General features: G+C 48.3%; 9 protein-coding genes. 2 read left to right on the forward strand and 7 right to left on the reverse strand.

The genetic code is table 11. The features are described 5' to 3' along the window. The first annotated feature begins 461 nt into the window (after positions 1-461). Positions 462-2,159: a CPBP family intramembrane glutamic endopeptidase gene (locus tag BUA17_RS26265; RefSeq protein ID WP_063566091.1), complete on the forward strand. Its 1,698-nt coding sequence runs from the start codon at positions 462-464 to the stop codon at positions 2,157-2,159. Here the strand turns inward: BUA17_RS26265 and uvrC are convergent. After that, the gene (uvrC, locus tag BUA17_RS26270) at positions 2,128-4,218 is read right to left on the reverse strand and encodes an excinuclease ABC subunit UvrC (protein ID WP_072735472.1); all 2,091 of its coding nucleotides are present in this window, start codon (positions 4,216-4,218) and stop codon (positions 2,128-2,130) included. The two genes, BUA17_RS26265 and uvrC, sit on opposite strands and share 32 nt — an antisense overlap. Before the next feature lie 350 nt (positions 4,219-4,568). After that, positions 4,569-4,886 (reverse strand): thioredoxin, encoded by a 318-nt coding sequence (gene trxA, locus BUA17_RS26275; protein ID WP_036605788.1) that lies wholly within the window; start codon positions 4,884-4,886, stop codon positions 4,569-4,571. A gap of 263 nt (positions 4,887-5,149) precedes the next feature. Between trxA and BUA17_RS31020 the strand changes: the two genes are divergently transcribed. Beyond that, positions 5,150-5,305 carry a YqzM family protein gene (locus BUA17_RS31020; protein WP_090810527.1) on the forward strand — a complete coding sequence of 52 codons (156 nt, stop codon included), beginning with the start codon at positions 5,150-5,152 and terminating at the stop codon, positions 5,303-5,305. A gap of 116 nt (positions 5,306-5,421) precedes the next feature. Here BUA17_RS31020 and dnaI read toward each other — a convergent pair whose 3' ends face one another. The 5 genes from dnaI to BUA17_RS26300 form a co-directional block, all read right to left on the reverse strand. Continuing rightward, positions 5,422-6,372 (reverse strand): primosomal protein DnaI, encoded by a 951-nt coding sequence (dnaI, locus tag BUA17_RS26280; RefSeq protein ID WP_053783224.1) that lies wholly within the window; start codon positions 6,370-6,372, stop codon positions 5,422-5,424. A gap of 230 nt (positions 6,373-6,602) precedes the next feature. Continuing rightward, positions 6,603-9,380: an alpha-mannosidase gene (locus BUA17_RS26285; protein ID WP_072735473.1), complete on the reverse strand. Its 2,778-nt coding sequence runs from the start codon at positions 9,378-9,380 to the stop codon at positions 6,603-6,605. 4 nt (positions 9,381-9,384) lie between these two features. Continuing rightward, the gene (locus BUA17_RS26290; protein WP_072735474.1) at positions 9,385-12,558 is read right to left on the reverse strand and encodes a beta-galactosidase; all 3,174 of its coding nucleotides are present in this window, start codon (positions 12,556-12,558) and stop codon (positions 9,385-9,387) included. After that, positions 12,555-13,874: a glycoside hydrolase family 125 protein gene (locus BUA17_RS26295; RefSeq protein ID WP_072735475.1), complete on the reverse strand. Its 1,320-nt coding sequence runs from the start codon at positions 13,872-13,874 to the stop codon at positions 12,555-12,557. Before BUA17_RS26295 ends, BUA17_RS26290 begins: the two co-directional genes overlap by 4 nt. Before the next feature lie 254 nt (positions 13,875-14,128). Next, a complete protein-coding gene (locus BUA17_RS26300) occupies positions 14,129-17,236 on the reverse strand; it encodes an alpha-mannosidase (protein ID WP_072735476.1) in 3,108 nt (1,035 codons plus the stop codon). Positions 17,237-17,240 lie beyond the last annotated feature (4 nt).

A 17,240-nucleotide genomic window follows, 5' to 3' on the forward strand; every position in this document is an offset into this window, starting at 1 on the left:
CATCCACCTCTGCCAAAAAGAAAATGACCCCACGACGTGGAGCCTTTCTCCGAAGTGCTTTTCCATATCACTTGACGGAATAGCCAAGCCCTTTGAAAGCCCTATTTCGGAGCGTAAACATGTATGATTTTCGCTGTAATACATATACATTAGGTTGGAATGCCTTTTATACCTTCTATTCGTTCCCTTGTTAGCCTAAAGACATGCGGAATATTGGACATTTGATTCAAAATTATAAGCGCTGCGACGTTTGTACACAAAACGATTTTTGTGTAAATAGCATCGAATTCCGTCAAAAAGGGAAAAACTCAGATATGGCGACGGATAGATCAGATTGTTTCGATCATTTTCATTCGTTTTCATGCATTTGCACCACTTCTCGTTTCGCCATTGGCATTCGGGGCTTGGGCTGTGCTATCTTTACTTTAATATCCACATTAATAAAGGAGGAACAATATTAAATGAATCCCTTAGGGCAGCCTTTGGTACTCAAAGCTAACTTCAAGCGTTTAGGGTTGCTTGCGGCGATTGGTCTGATTCTGTTTTTCGTTTTTCAAATCTTTCCTGCCACCTCATCGCAAACGACTGATATCCAGTCTACTTCCTTCATAAGCAAGGAGAAAGCGGCGGAGTCGGCACGATCTTTTGCAGCTTCTCTACCTGATTATACCCTTCCGACGGATACCGGAAACGAGCTAGTGACGTACCAAACCCATTCCGATATTTATGGGTATATGGCCAAAACCAAACAGTTAGAAACCTATAACAAGAAATGGGAAACAACCTATCCTTACGATGTGTACCGCGTTCGTTTGCCCGATCAGGACAAAGGCGGTTATTTGAATGTTGACGTACATATGAGAACAGGAAAAGTTGTCGGTTTCAAGCGCGAACTGCCTTCTTCCCTGTATGCATCCATTGAGGCTGAGCAGGACAAAAGCAAAGTGAATGCTGCCCAACGTTTAGCTGAAGATAACCTTTCTCTAAATGAAAAAGAGCAGCTTGCCGCTAGCGTCCTTGGCGAATTCGGGTATACTGTACCGAAACTTCAACTGGACACCCGTGAAGAAGAAGCGGGGCTGCAATACACAGATAATGAAAAGCAAATTGGAGATTCCAAGCTGGAACTGAATTTTACGTTTGAAAACGGAGCCGTTCGCTCCTTCGAATCGGTCTTCTCAGTCCCTGACTCCCATACTGACTATGTAGAAAATCAGACTCGGCAAGCCAACTGGATGACTTACGGCGGTTATGCTTTCCTGACCTTTGTGCTTGGCGTGCTCGCGATCATCTACAGTATTCTGACGAGGGCAAACACGTCGTTCAAACGCGGAATCGTTCTGTCCTTGGTATACTTTGCGGCTTCCGTGATTGGCACACTGAACATGATCCCGCTCTTTCAGGCGCAGGGGCTATCTAATTTTATGCTGACCTTCCTGATGGTGATGCAAGCTGGGATAACGCTGGTTATGAGTGCAACCATCTATCTGTCGCTCGTTGCCGGTGACGGCATGTGGCGCAAAATCGGTCTGAATCCTTGGCCTCGGGCCAAAGAACCCGGATACGGCAAATATGTACTGCACAGTATGTATACAGGCTACTTATGGGCGTTGATTCTACTGGGTGTGCAATCCGTACTGTTCTTTATTCTGGAGCGCAGTATTGGAAGCTGGTCAACAACATCGGCTGACCAGTCCACATACAACATGAGTTATGCCTGGATCTTCCCGATTATGGCTTGGATGGCCGGGATCGGTGAGGAAACGGTCTATCGCCTGTTCGGGATTCGCATGATGCAGAAGGTGGTACGAAATACGTTCATCGCCTGCCTTATCCCAACATTGATCTGGGCTCTGGGACACACCCTGTACCCGATCTATCCGGTGATCACACGTCCAATAGAGCTTACTGTCATCGGACTTTTGTTCAGTCTGATCATGCTGCGCCACGGCTTCATCGCCGTTGTATTCGCGCATGTTATCTTTGACAGCCTGTTGATGGGGCTAAGCCTGATCTTCATGGGTGATGCACTGAACATTTCCGCAGGACTCTTCTGGATTGTGCTTCCGGCCATCGTTGGTTATGTCATCTATAAGATGAATCCAAAACAAAAAGAGAAGCCGTATGTCACGACTCCTCATCACGAAGTGCTGCAATAATCTGATTCGCAAGCTTGTCACCAATAGATAGAGGCCGGAAGTCTTCGACGCTGGCCTCTTTTATTTTGCGTAAAGAGCCAAAATGCTTCAGCAGCAGCTTGCGCCGCTTTTCTCCGATCCCCGGAATGGCATCCAGACGGGAAGTCACCATCGATTTACCACGTTGCTCGCGGTGGAACGAAATCGCAAAACGGTGGACCTCTTCCTGAATCCGCTGCAACAGGTAGAACTCCTGACTGTCACGCGGCAAGGAGATGACTTCCGGCGGGTTGCCGATCATCAATTGTGAGGTCTTGTGCTTCGCATCCTTCACCAGACCACATACCGGAATAAACAGGCCCAATTCATTCTCCAAAATGTCCACGGCTGCCGAAATTTGCCCTTTACCTCCATCGACCACGATCAGGTCAGGCTGGGTTAAGTTTTCCTTCAACACCCGTTCGTAACGACGACGGATGACCTCTCGCATCGTTTCATAATCATCTGGACCTTCAACAGAACGGACCTTGTACTTCCGATATTCCTTCTTATCCGGTTTTCCATCGGTAAATACGATCATGGCAGATACCGGGTTCGTACCCTGGATGTTCGAGTTATCAAACGCTTCGATACGGTGAAGCTGATCCAGTCCAATAAAACGTCCCAGTCCTTCAGCAGCTTTCGATGTCCGTTCTTCATTCCGCTCAATCAGGCGGAACTTCTCTTCCAGTGCCACACGTGCGTTATCCACGGCCATCGTGATCATCTGGCGTTTCAATCCACGCTGCGGAATGTGGACTTTGATTTCCAGCCATTCCTGCAATGCTGCTGCGACTTGAGAAGGATCTTCAAGACCTGGGGGCTGTTTATCAGCCGATACATCTTCCTGAGCAACAGCGTCTTCCTGGATAACCATCGTAGCTTCTTCCGCTTCTGCTTCGGGTTGGCTATCACCATAAGATGCACGGGCCTCGGCAACACGTAGCTCAACCACAGAATCTTGCGCCAATCGCGTTGTCTCTTCTGACTCGGCTGTCACCGCCGCAGGTACCGCTCCAGCAGCATCGGATATATCATCCGCACCACCGTCATCAGCTGCCATATCTTTTGGCATTTCCGGCAGTAAGATCTCCTGTGGCAACGCTGGATTATCACTGTAGTACTGGGTCACGTAAGACATAAAGTCACTGTATGCCTCACCGTAAAATGGAAACGTTGATACATGTCGTTCAATCATTTTCCCCTGACGCATATATAGAATCTGGACACACATCCAGCCTTTATCAATGGCAAAACCAAACACATCGCGGTCTCTGGCATCCGCCATCGTAATTTTCTGTTTTTCCATCATCGCATCAATGGCAATGACCTGATCCCGAAGTTCCTTGGCACGTTCAAAATATAGATCCTCAGCCGCTTCCTGCATTTTGCGCTGTAAATCCTTCTTGATTTCCTCATGGCCTCCACTCAGAAAAGAACTGATCTCCTGGGAGATCTCATCATACTGCTCCTTGCCCACTTCTTGCACACAGGGAGCGAGGCACTGTCCCATATGATAATACAGGCATACTTCCTTCGGCATCACACCGCATTTGCGTAACGGATACATCCGGTCAAGCAGCTTTTTCGTTTGGTGTGCCGCATATGAATTCGGATAAGGTCCGAAGTATTTGGCTTTATCTTTGAGCACCCGCCGGGTCACTTCGAGTCGAGGATGCTTTTCATTCGTAATTTTAAGGTAAGGAAATGTCTTATCATCCTTGAGCAACACGTTATACCGCGGCATATGTTTCTTGATCAGGTTACACTCCAGAATGAGTGCTTCCATATTGCTGCCGGTAACGATATATTCGAAATCACGGATTTCGGACACCAGGCGCTGTGTCTTCCCATTATGACTGCCGATAAAATATGATCTTACGCGATTCTTCAGCACTTTGGCTTTACCTACATAGATAATAGTACCTTCACTATTTTTCATCAGGTAACAGCCGGACATGTCAGGCAGCAAAGCCAGCTTGTGGCGAATCTGCTCTAGTGCCTTCTCCTGCTCCTGCACGTTTGTAATGAATTCATCCATAATTCGGTGGGTCCTCCTTCCCGATTACTGAGAAAGCTGATAGCTTCACCTTACATGAGGCTTTCCGATGACAGAATGACCTTTCGATCGCTGTTATCCCCAGATTTCTTTGATTCTTTTCTTATAACGTATAAATCCGGGGATAGGGCATGCTTCCGAAGTAGCTTTCTTTCAGAAAGCTTTTAGGCGACCACTTCGTTTCTACAAGTCATTTCTGCCCTCTCCGTTGTTCATGTAAATTTCAGTTTCACCTTATAATAAATAGTATATCTTATATTGTCCTATATGAAAGTATTCGACGCAAAACGCCCCCGGCGCATAACCGGAGGCGTATGTGAAATCTTGGTTAATTATTGGTGTTTTTCGATAATTCCTTTGAGAGCATCTTTTGAGTTCAGACCAACCACTTTATCAACCGGTTGACCATCTTTGAAGAAGATCAATGTTGGAATGCTCATTACGCCGAAGCGGGAAGCGGATTCCGGATTTTCGTCCACATTGACTTTAGCAATTTTCACTGCATCGCCAACTTCGGTGGACAGCTCTTCCAAGATTGGAGCGAGCATTTTACAAGGACCACACCAAGGCGCCCAGAAATCAACAAGAACCGTTCCTTCGCCTTCGACTTCAGCGTTGAAGGATTGATCGGATACGTTAACAATAGCCATGAAATTGTCCTCCTTATATATACTTACGGTTTATTTTAACCTGTAACGTCGCGAACGACACTTCCAGTATAACACAGCAACTCTAATGTTGTGAAATGAACGCATCAATGTTCATCTTCCCAACATCAAATCTTCACAATTGGGGAACTAGCGGGTTCACTGCAAAATCTTTACAAACGCTTTCTTTTCCAAGTATACTAAAATTACTCCGGGCTTCAGTTCCCTGTAAGGGCAAGCTGTTATCCCCATAAGGAGGCAATACCATGGATGCAAATGTGCGGATCAACGACCCGCGTGAACATGTGAACGAGGAACCCCGTAACGATCTGTTTGATCTGATTGCGGGTGTTGCTGGCATGGCCGGCCTGATGACGGTTATCTTTTTCGGAATGGTGATTTTCAAATTTATCACCGAATAGGATCTTCAGGCTGCACGCAGGCCAGAAAAGCCCGGTTTTCGCGACATTGCGAAAGCCAGGCTTTTTTTGGGACTATATGAGTAAAAAATAGATCAGATCGGTAACATAAATAGAAATTAACGTTTACCCCGTTGATTCTCACCTCGAACCGAGATGACATCAACAAACGGACGAATCCGGTCCATCAAACGCTGGCCTTTGTTCATTTCCTCGCCGTCCCTGCTGGTGAAGCTAAGATGTTTCTCCAGCCCATCCAAGTTGTAATTAGACGTGTAGAATGTAGGTTTGCGATTCATACGGTAATTCAGAATGGAACCCATCACATGATCTCGAACCCATGGGTTCAGATTCTCTGCCCCAATATCATCAAAGATGAGTAGATCACAGCTTTTCAGAATATCCGTCGTTTCCTTCAGCTTGTTTCCTTCACTAATCATGGATTTCAGATCCTCCACAAAATCAGGCATATAGATAATAACACCTGTGTGGCCCACAACCGCGAGTTCATGCAGCAGATAACACATCAGAAACGTCTTGCCCGTTCCAAATGATCCTTCCAAAAACAGTCCTTGCGGAGACAATCCATTCTCCTTGGTGTCGTTAATATAACGCAGAACCTGGTTCACCGCCGGAGCACGCATCCGATCCTTGCCCATAATTTCCACATCGTTATATCCTGCATTGAGCGCACGCTCGTCCACATAGAAGCTGCGGATTCTTTGCTTGATAACATGCTCATTCTGCCGGGCGATATGTTTGGAACAAGGTGCTTTTTTATCTATAATTTCGGGTTTACCGTTAAAATGCTCTACTTCCAGTTTGCAAAAGTGACCCTGGAAATCGTTAGGACAGTTGTCGAGCCCCGGACAGTTCGCACAGTTCTTCGAATCTTTGGCATACTGATACAGCTTGCTCAGATCGGTAATAAGCTGTGCATCTTTCAGTTCAGGATGACCTGCGCGGAATTCGCGTACGTACGGATCTTCCATCAATTCCGCCGCAATCCGCCGCGACTGTTCACGAAAGGAAGGATTCAGCTGCTGAAGCAGTCCTCCCAAGGATTCCATGGCTTCAAGCCCCCTTAATAGTTTCAATATAGAATGAACAATTGAATTTTACGATGACCATCATGATGGCAGGGTAACCTTCGATCGCTTGTAATTCTACTGTTCATTCTATATAAACTTGAGGAATAACTCAACATTTTCAGCTGGAAAAAGCATTATCCATTCCATGACAGTGCGCAGAACTTCGGTTAGACATTACACAAAAAATATATCCGATCACGCTTGGAATATTAACGACGTAACCCCACCGTAACAATCTCACAAGGTCCCGCTTGAAGAGCCCATTCTTTGCTGATTAAGGCAGTGGAAGATCCATTTATCATCGAAGAATTCAGTTTACCTGTCTCTTCTTCCAGAATGTTGCTCTGATATGCATCTTCCAATGCTTGCGGGATGGACTCAGAAGCAGCAAACTTCAACTCAGTCGTATTCGACCCCATATTATACCAACGCAACATCAGATCACCCGAATCTTCGTTCACCTTCAGTGAAGAAAACGCAAGACCGTCCCCTTGCCACTCAAAAGGTGTGTTGCTTGGCGTCAGGAATCCCGGGTGTACGTTCGTCTGAGCCAAAGTCCATGGAATCTGGAACTGATAAGCTTCAATGTACGCTCCGGATGTTGCTCCGTTCCCGTCATGAGGGATAATCTCCAGTTGGAAGGAATGCTCGCCAAGACACTGAGCTTCCGGTGTCGGGAACAATCCCCAGTCTCCAAGCTCTCCCACGGCACGAAGCAATGTCACCGCAATCGTATTCCGTCCATCCTCAAGAACCTCATATTCATTCAGACCGAGATTGGCTACAACCAACCCGGCCTGATCCTCGCTCACATCAACAAAACTTTGCTGATGCTGGGTGTTGCTCGGATTCTGCCATTCCGGTGCAGGCGTATTATCGCGAGTAGCAATTTCGAACATCGAGTCAACGTGATGAACAGCAGCTGTCAGATCCGTCGGGAAGAGTGCCCGCACCCGATGATCCTTCGCCTGATTGTTGAAGGTTGTTTCGAGCTTGATGCCTTTTCCACTGCGGCTTAACGACACAATGGTTCGGATCTTGAGCGTAACCATTTGTTTGGAACGTTGAGCTTTACGATGCGGATAATAGATAAGTTCCCGCTGCTCACGATCAAGCGTTTCGTCGGCGGATTCAGGAATCTCCCAATGATGAACAATTTCGTACGAAGCTCTGTAAGGCGCATCTTCGATAACTCGAATTTCTGCCCGAAGATCCTTCGTAGTCAGTGCTACTTCGTTCTCCGGTTGCTTGAACATGTACTCATTGCCGATATCACCGACATTTTCATACACGCCAAGATCTTTATACGTTCGGCCTGTCCGTTTATCCGTAAGTGCAAAAGATCCATTGTCTGCAATATTTACGATAAAATATTCATTTTCCATGCCACGTTCACCACGCAGCAGTGTATTTGAATTCGCGGCATTGCTGTCCATGCGAACCAAGGCATACGTCTTCAGGCCAAGTGCAGGCACATTCTCTGCTTCAAACGTAATGCTGACCCGACGGCAGCTATATGGCTGACGGAATCGATCATCCGGCAGATCATAGCCGAATTGCAGACCCAGATCCTCTACCGTACACGGAACTGGTTTGCCTTCTTCATCCACCAATATACGACCTGACAGGTCGATGGCATTCATTTTGGCTGCCATATCTTCCAATGAGAAACCGTCGCGGAAGTACAAACGGGCCGCATCCAGTTCAATCTGAACCACACCGCTGCGCTCCCATCCCGAAGTGTTAAACACAACCACAGGCCGGGCTTCATCACCATATCGTTCAAAGGTTGAAGTATCCACAGCTGCAGCGATTTGGCTGGTGCTATCCTCAATCAGGGCCTCAGCGACATGACGGCTCTTATCAAACCGTGTGACCATCTCGCGATGTACTTCGTCTACGCTACAGCCACAGATGCTGTCATGCGGATGATTCTGCATCAACGTTTTCCAGGCATAGGTAAACTGATCATGCGGATATGAATGACCCAACAGGTGCGCGAACGACGCCAGGGGCTCAGCCACTTTTTCCAACATGGCTTGGCCCAGCTGGTTCATCTGTTTCAGATAAACGCGTGCGGAAGCCGTGTTCACCAAAGTGCCCCAGCCATCGGTACGCTGGCTGCGCAGCTCTCCTTTTACAACAGACAGCTCCTGAACCGCAGATGCTTTCAACGCTGACAGATAGTCCGGGAAGTTGGAGTGAACAAACTCGATATCGGGATACAATTGTTCAGCCATACGGATGGCTTCAGGCAGATCCTTCTGAATCGGCTGGTGATCACATCCGTTCATGTACAGCAATTCATTCGTCGATGCATATTTCTCCGCATCAGCCAGCTTGGTTTCCCAGAACTTACGAGCTGAAGCTTCATCCACCGGAACTTCATTCCCGTTAGAGTACCAGTTGGCAAATAAAACACCGAGCACTTTAGATCCATCCGGACCTTCCCACATCAGCTCTGAGAAACTGGACTCGTATCCATCGTCAGACACCATGTTGTTGAAGCCCGTTGGCTTCACGCCTCGCCCAAAAAAGACATTATCAATGCCCGATTGCAGCATAAGCTGCGGTGTCTGTCCTACAAGTCCGAACGTATCTGGGAAGTATCCGATCTTTGAAGGTGTTCCGTAACGTTTGGCATCCCGATGTCCAACCTGCATATTACGTACGTTTGCTTCACCACTGGTCAGGAAGGCATCCTGCAAAATATACCAAGGCCCAATGACAATCCGGCCATCACGAATATGCTTCTCCAACCGTTCCTTCTGCTCAGGTCTAACCTGAAGATAGTCATCGATGATGATCGTCTGGCCGTCCAGGTAAAAGCTTTTAAAATCTGGCCCCTGATCGAGCTGATCCAGCAAGGCATCCACCAGTTGCACCAATCGCATATGATGCTTCTCATACGGCAAATACCATTCCCGATCCCAGTGCGTGTGAGAAATAATATGCGCTCTTTTCGATTTGCTTGTTGGTTTGGTCATTGTATTATTCCCCCTCTACCTCTTGTTGTACAATCTCTACTTCATCCGGACGATATACGGCTTGCAGCTGTCCGGCATCATCTGTGGCAAACAGCACCGAGCGATTTTTCTCCAACAGGAACGTATATATGACTCCCGTACGTGTATCTCTGACTTTCACCTCATGATTCAAAGCGAACTCCGATACAAATACGTACAGATTCCCTTTCGGGAAGCTCAGCTTCCGGCCATAAATCCCTGCCAGATCACCGCCAGATATCCATTCCAGTTCATTTTTAATACCAGCCACTTCTGACGCATATCGATACAGGTCAGCCAGCGGCTCATCCCGGCCATTCAGCTCCAGCGGCAGCGGGCTCCAGATCAACTTGCCTTTGCCTAATGGCAGTACTTCTACTTCATCAGGTGTATGATTCTCCGCATGAAGCAACGTTTCCTTCGCCACCTCGGCAATCCGGCGACGACCATACGTGACGCGGTGATTCACCCCGTTAATATTCAGCATTTCTTCTCGCTGTACGTTGCCCAGACTGCGCTGGCCAACAAGATGATCTGCTCGATCACTTCTCTTCCAATAAGCATCCAACCCGAGCGGGCCAGTAATAAGCAGCGTAGCTCCTTCATTCTCCACGAAGTTGAATAGCTCACTTAAGGCATCACTGTCCATGTTGTGCGGACTCGGAACCATGATCAGCTTCGGTGGTTGCTGCTTCAATGCTTCCAGATGATACTCGGATACAGCCCGGAATGGCTGCTTCAGCTCATAAGCCATCACACGGGTCAATTTTGTAGTTGCATCGTAAGCCAGGGAACGGTTCGAGAAATCGTTGGAATACGGGAAGACCACCGCAATCTCCTCCAGCTCGCGATCGGTAAACAAGTCCCGAATCTGCTCCATGAATCGGCCAAAATCGTAAGACACATCGGCTTCAGGTTTTTCCGTACCATCCGCTCTCAGCGCTCCAATATGAGATTCATTGGCATTATCCATATAGAAGTTCGTATTCCAGATCCATTGCACTGCTCCTGCACCGCCTGTTGAGAAGGCATAGGCGTATTTGCGCTCCAGAATGCTGTGAAGCTCTTCCTCTGTACGTTTGGCCCGGCCATCAGGGGTTTCCACATACATGATGCCTGTCTCCTGAATGAGATTGGGTTTATGTGGTGTTTTGGCGAAAATGCCGTCCCAGATCAGGTCATCGTTGAGCCACCAGGAATGCACGGTTGTATAATCCACTTCCCGCTCATAGAAGAACGGTGAAGGCCGCTGTGCTCCGAGAGCTTCATCCTGCCCTACGGTAACCAGATGATGGGGAACAAGATCCTTGATCGTGCCTACAAGCTCTCTCGCCCAAACATTATGCATCTCCATCGAGAAGAGACAGTAATCAAGCCAGCGTGTTCCTTTTTTAGCCTTGTGCATGTCCTGTACATCGAAATTGATCTCTTCCGGTTCAGGAATAATCGCTGCGGTAAAGTCCGGCAGCTGCTTAGGTGACATGTTCCATGCCTCCTGCAACGCTTCAATCGTCTGATGCCGCTGCTGAAGCCACTCGATAAACGCCTGCTGCTCATACGAATCTCTTGCCGAACGTGGCCCATCGGAGAATATGCGCACAGGATCAAACATCGACGGTTCATTAATCAAGTCCCAGTCCACATGTGTGGAATGTCTGTGACGGCTAACAATGCTGCGGATGAAGCGTTTCTGTGCATCTACACTCTGCGGGTCCAAATATGGATTTGTTCCTTCCCACGTCTCGGGTGTAAAGGAGAAAAAGGTGAACGTCACTTGAAGGCCGTGCCGTTTTGCCGTTAACAGGAACGCATCAATAGCACGCAGTACATCCTCAGACATATGACCATCCACCTGCATCATGTTGCGATAGGCAGTCCAGATTCCGGTCCGAATCCAGTTAATGCCGGCCTTCGCCATCTGTGCCATATCCCGATCCCATACATCCGCATTAGGAAGGAACAGGAATTTCCGTGCCACATCAGAGGTCATGTAGGTCATACCAACCACAGGCAATGGACGACCGTCTTTGATAAAATAATCTCTGCTGCGTGTAATGACTTCCCCTTCTGCCAACAAAGCTGCGTCCTGACCCCAGAAGCCTTGCCGCAGTATGCGAACTTCGCCATCCGGTGCCTGAACACGACCCACGATTCGGTACAGCCCGCTCTCGATTGAAACCGGAAGAAGAATGCGTTCAAAACGCTGTTCGCCGGAAAGTTCCAGCTCCAGTTGATGATTCCATACCTTCTCTACCGTGCCGTTTGTGCGATCTTCCCGTTCAACGGTTAAATCAAACGTCCACAGCTCCGGCTCACTTCGTCTGCTTCCCGCACGCTGTAGAATTTGAGTTTGGAGGATCAGTGAAGCTCGTTCACCCAATTCATACGAAGCATAGTTCGGCTTCAGAGATAGCTCGGTTACACCTTTGGCGCAATACTGCGCCCAGTTCACGATTTCGGCTGCTCCGTTCTGATCCCAGAAGGTAGCCGTCAAAGGCAGATGCACAAACAGCCAGCGCGAACCGGCAAACGTACTGCGGGAGTTTTCCCATAGTACGATTGGGGCAGCGATGTTGCGACCATCCTTGCTGCGGCCGCGGAGCAGCGGAGAAATCTGCGTGCTCATCGGACCTGAGGAACCCATCTGATGTGGCAAATCGCTTGTTTTGGTTGTATGAGGTACCAGATTCCACGTATCCGCATTCTCGAACAGTCTCTCTTTGCCTGCAAGGAGTGGAATATCTTCTGAGGAAGTTAGTGAATCCACTTTGGCTGCGGATACCTTTAACGCCTCATGAATGTAAAGTTCCTGGTGATACGCCGTTTGTTCCGACTCGGAAATCCATGCCCCATTCTCCTGACGAACAGGACGTTTGAATGGTGCGCCACCAATGCTGATCAGACTTCCCCCCTGATGAAGAAAAGCTGCGATTTCGGTCCAAGCGGATTTAGGAAAATAAGGCGCATGCAGGTTCACGAAACACCCTTCACCTGCCGCTGTGCTCAAAGCCGAAGCCAAATCATCCGCGCCCACAACGATGATCTCTTCCGATGCTTTCCATGAATCAAGAGCACCTTGCGTTGGCAAAGTACCCTCCACTGGAAACGTTGGATCAGAGAAAATAATCAACTTGGTTCTCTTCACTTGTGCGCTGCTCATAGCAAACCATCCTTCATGGATTTATAGACCAACTGGGAGAACAGGCTGTTGGACCAAGCAAACCATTTTCTCGTAAAAATCGTCGGATCATCGGCATGGAAACCTTCATGCATATATCCTGTATCCGCATCCGTTGCTTCCAGCATCCGAATGATTTCGAGCTTCTCTTCAGCAGACTGGGCCGTCAATCCTTGCATGGACAGACCCATATGCCAGATGTAATCCGGCGGTGTATGCGGGCTGCCGATTCCTTTGGCAACTTTGCCTTCATAATAGAACGGATTCTCTTTGCTAAGCGCAAAACATCTCGTATTCTGATAGATCGGATCATCCGCTGTGACGTAGCCAAGATAAGGAATGGACATCAGTCCCGGTGTACCCGCATCATCCATCAGGCAGTAGTTGCCGAAACCATCCGTCTCATAGGCATAGATCGGGCCAAACTCGGGATGACGGTAAATACCGTACAGCTGAATACCATGATCTACTTCGGCTTCCAGATCCTTAAGCTCCTGCAGGAACTCCATATCCCGGAATACCCACTCCGCGAACTCCTGCATCTGACGCAGGGCAACCACGGCAAACATATTGCCTGGAATGTTGTAGTGGAAATCACACGCATCATCACTAGAACGGAAACCGGACCAGATCATGCCTGTGTAATTGACGGGCATACCTCGTCCGTTATTGCGAATTGAATCCGTAGCAATGCCGTTATTGCGGGTAAAGCTGTATGGTGACTTCTCCATGTGATGCTGCTCCACCCGGAACAAATCCACGATTTTGCGCATGGCGGCTTTGAAGCTGGAATCGAAAATATCGGTCAGTTCGGTTTCTTTCCAATATAAATAAGCGAGACGCACAACAAAGCACAAGGAATCAATCTCGAATTTGCGCTCCCACACCCAAGGTGACATCTCGGTCACGTCGGTGGTGTTCCAGTGCCAATCATTGGCTGTCTCGTTGAAGGCGTTGGCATACGGATCAATATGAACGTACTGGATGTGGCGCTTAATCAGACCACCAATAATGCGTTGCAGGTCTTGATCTTCCTTGGCAAATGGAATGTAATGCACCACTTGCTCCACAGAATCCCGTAGCCATGAAGCTGGAATATCGCCAGTGATGACAAATGTCGTGCCGTCGTCCATTAATTTAGTTGTTGTTTCAATCGTATTCGGGAAACAGTTCTTAAATAGTTGAAGCAGCTTCGGTCGATGTGACAGCTTCTGCTCTGCTTCTTTCATTACAGCCTGTACAGCTTGTGGCAATGCAACAGGTGGCATCGGTATTTTGGGTAGTCTGAATTGTTCCATGAATGAGTGCACTCCTTAAACAAATTGAATGGTGTAGCTGTAGCAAGATCAGCTGAGAACATTCACACTAGCCACTACGATGACAGAATAACCTTCCGATCGCTGTTATCCCCAGATTTTTTGATTCCCTTCTCCAGAAGGTTAAAATCCGGGGATAAAGGCGAACGTTTCACTTCTTCAGGTTATTTCTGTCCTCTCCGTTAACGTGTGAATAAAAAGCTGAGCTTACATAGCTCAGAGTATTTCAAAAAGGTTTACCGTAATAGCACGGTTTTTATTTCGTAAGGTTTAAAAGATAATGTAATCTGACCATTGGTGGTATCCAAAGGCTCGCCTGCTTCTTCCAAAGCATTGGAGAGATAAGCTTGCTCAAATGCATGCGGCCATTGCAGCGTCACTCGTTCACGTGTGCCCGAAGACTCATAGAAACGGAGTACTGTACCGTTTCCTGCCTCTGCCAGTTTGACCGTATCCAAGATGACATGGCTGCTATCGAATTCAATCCATGCTCCAGTTGCCGGGCGTAAGCCTGCGTTCTGGTCCACCTGATGCACAGGCACTTCATGGTTTAATTCGGCTGCCTGACGTACCGTATGTGCACTTCTCCAGTCGCCTTCATGTGGATACAGGGAATAGGTGAAGTCATGTTCTCCAATATCCGCAGTCCGGTCAGGCCATCTCGGTGCACGCAACAAGGAAAGGCGAATCGTGCTTCCCTGTACGTCGTATCCATATTTGCAATCATTAAGCAGACTGACGCCATATCCGTGCTCGGCGACATCTGCGAAGCGGTGTCCGCACACTTCATACTGAGCCTGCTCCCAACTCGTGTTGCGATGAGTTGGACGCTCCAATGCACCGAATGGAATTTCATAGGTTGCTTTGGAAGTCACTATATCGATCGGGAAGCCCACTTTGAGCAATTTATGATCTTCATTCCAGCTTACATGGGTCTTGAAATCGATCCGTCGATTGTCATGATAGAACACCATATCCTGTGTAATCACAGACTGGTGAAGCTTCCACTGAAAACGAAGTACATCCTTCGTAGTACCTGCCAGAACCAGCTTTTTCTCCAAGAGCTCCACTTCTCCAGCAACCTGAGCCTCATAACGGCTGTCGATATCCCAGGCATCCCAGAGCGTCGGACGGTCATGGAAAAAGTGAAATTGATTGCCGTGCTCACCTGGCTTCAGAATCTCTCGTTCTGCTGTCTTGTCCCACAAGCGGGATATCTCGCCACGCTCGTTAAACTGAACATGGTAATACGCGGTTTCCCATGTATCTGTAAAGTTCTTTTGCCCGGCAATGCTCGCCATTTCCCTTAGATTCGTTTCCCTTGCATTTTCCGGTACGAGCCAAATCGTCTTATGACCAAACGTTGGAATATCCGTCACCAGAACCGAAATTTGACTATCTTCCCGATCCATGCGCAAACGCTGACCTTCTTCATCGATGACGTAACGATCCAATCCATCGTGCATTTGAAGTTGAACGACTTCAATTCGATTCCAACCAAGGCTGTTGAACACAACATAAGGTATAGAACCCTCTGGCCCCTGCGTGTTTATTCCCCTCGTTAAAGCGGCTACCCCTTGATTCAAACCTGCTCTACCCAATTCAAATACCCGGACATATTCCTCGTCTGAAGTTACATACGATTCGGTAATTGCAGAGCCTGGGATAATATCATGGAATTGATTCAGCAAAATCAGCTTCCATCCATCATGCAGCGCCGAACGTACTTCAGCATCCTGCTGCGGCTCCATATCCGGTAAGGCAAGTGTGTTCCAAAGCTCCGCTTCGCGATAAAGCACCTCAGCCTTCCGGTTGTTGCGCTTATTGCGACCATGGGTCGTATAGGTACCCCGGTGAAGCTCCAAATACAAGTCGCCATGCCACTTCGGAAGATCAGGCTGCGCCTTCTCGATTCCGTCAAAAAAGGCACCGGCGGTACTATAACCATTCTTCGGTTGGCCCACCATCAACTCAGAACGATCCACGTACTCCAACATCTCTCGCGTCACGCCGCCGCCACCATCGCCATGCCCGTACAGAAGCATATGCTCAGGATGCGCCGCCTTCTCGCGGTAAGACTGCCAATGATCATGAATGTCCTTCGGCAGCGTATGCTCGTTAACACCATGATTGAGATAAGACAGGATGGACGTGCCATCAATACCTACCCAGTGGAAAAGGTCATATGGAAATACGTTCGTATCATTCCATCCGAGCTTGGTCGTCATGAAGTACTCCACATTGCCATGCTTCAAAATCTGAGGCAGGGAAGCACAATAACCAAATGTATCTGGCAGCCATTCAATCTGTGATGTTTTGCCGAACTCCTCCATATAGAAGCGTTGACCATATAACATCTGACGAATCAGGGATTCCCCACTCGGAATGTTCAGATCCGGCTCAACCCACATCCCGCCAACCAGTTCCCAGCGTCCTTCGGCAATGCGCTTCTTCACCCGTTCATATAGCTCGGGATCATGTTCCTTCAGAAAAGCGTACAACAAAGGCTGGCTCTGGGAATAAACATACTCCGGGTATTCATTCATGAGTGCATCCACCGTGGAGAATGTACGACTGGTCTTGCGCACCGTCTCACGTACAGGCCACAGCCAGGCAATGTCAATGTGCGATTGCCCCACCATATGCTCCAAGCCTTCGGCGTTTCCACCAATCTCTCGCACTTCATGGATCAATCCTTCTTCGATACTGTGGATGCCATTCCCCTGCTTGACAGCGTCTTCTGTCAGACCTACGAATTGATCCATCGCCCGATAGATCGCTTCCAACAGTCGCACACGGCGAAAATCACTTTCCGGCAGCAGCACTGCGGAATCACGCACAATCGTGACCGTGTACATCAGGCTGCGGACAGGTTCATTCGGTCGCACCAACAAACTGCTAATTGATGTAATCGGCGGCTGAATAACCGCTTGTTGGTTCAGTGGATCTACAGGCTCGGGTACCGGATCGAATAACTCAATCTCAAGTTCAGGCTGAGCCCCTACTCGGGAAGGGTCGAGTGTTACATACGTATGATTACGATCCAGCCCCTGATAGGAATGTCCATTCACCCGAAGCAAGCCTTCCCCACCGGATTCAAATACAAGTCCGTAAGGTTCTTTCTGCCAGGAGGCAGGTACATCCAACCGTGTCCGGAAGAAATAGGTCGTTCCCTGATCACTCGGGAAACGATTCAACCCCTCGCCTTCTGGATAAGCCTTCTGATCTTCATATTGTCCTGGCACTTTATAATAAGCGCGGGTGATGTCCCAGCTGCGCAGCTCCATTTGCTCCAACCACTGACGTTCGGACAACTCGCGAATAAATCGTCTGATGCGTTCCAATTCC

The sequence above is a fragment of the Paenibacillus sp. ov031 genome (genome assembly GCF_900143165.1).
GTDB lineage: Bacteria > Bacillota > Bacilli > Paenibacillales > Paenibacillaceae > Paenibacillus > Paenibacillus marchantiae.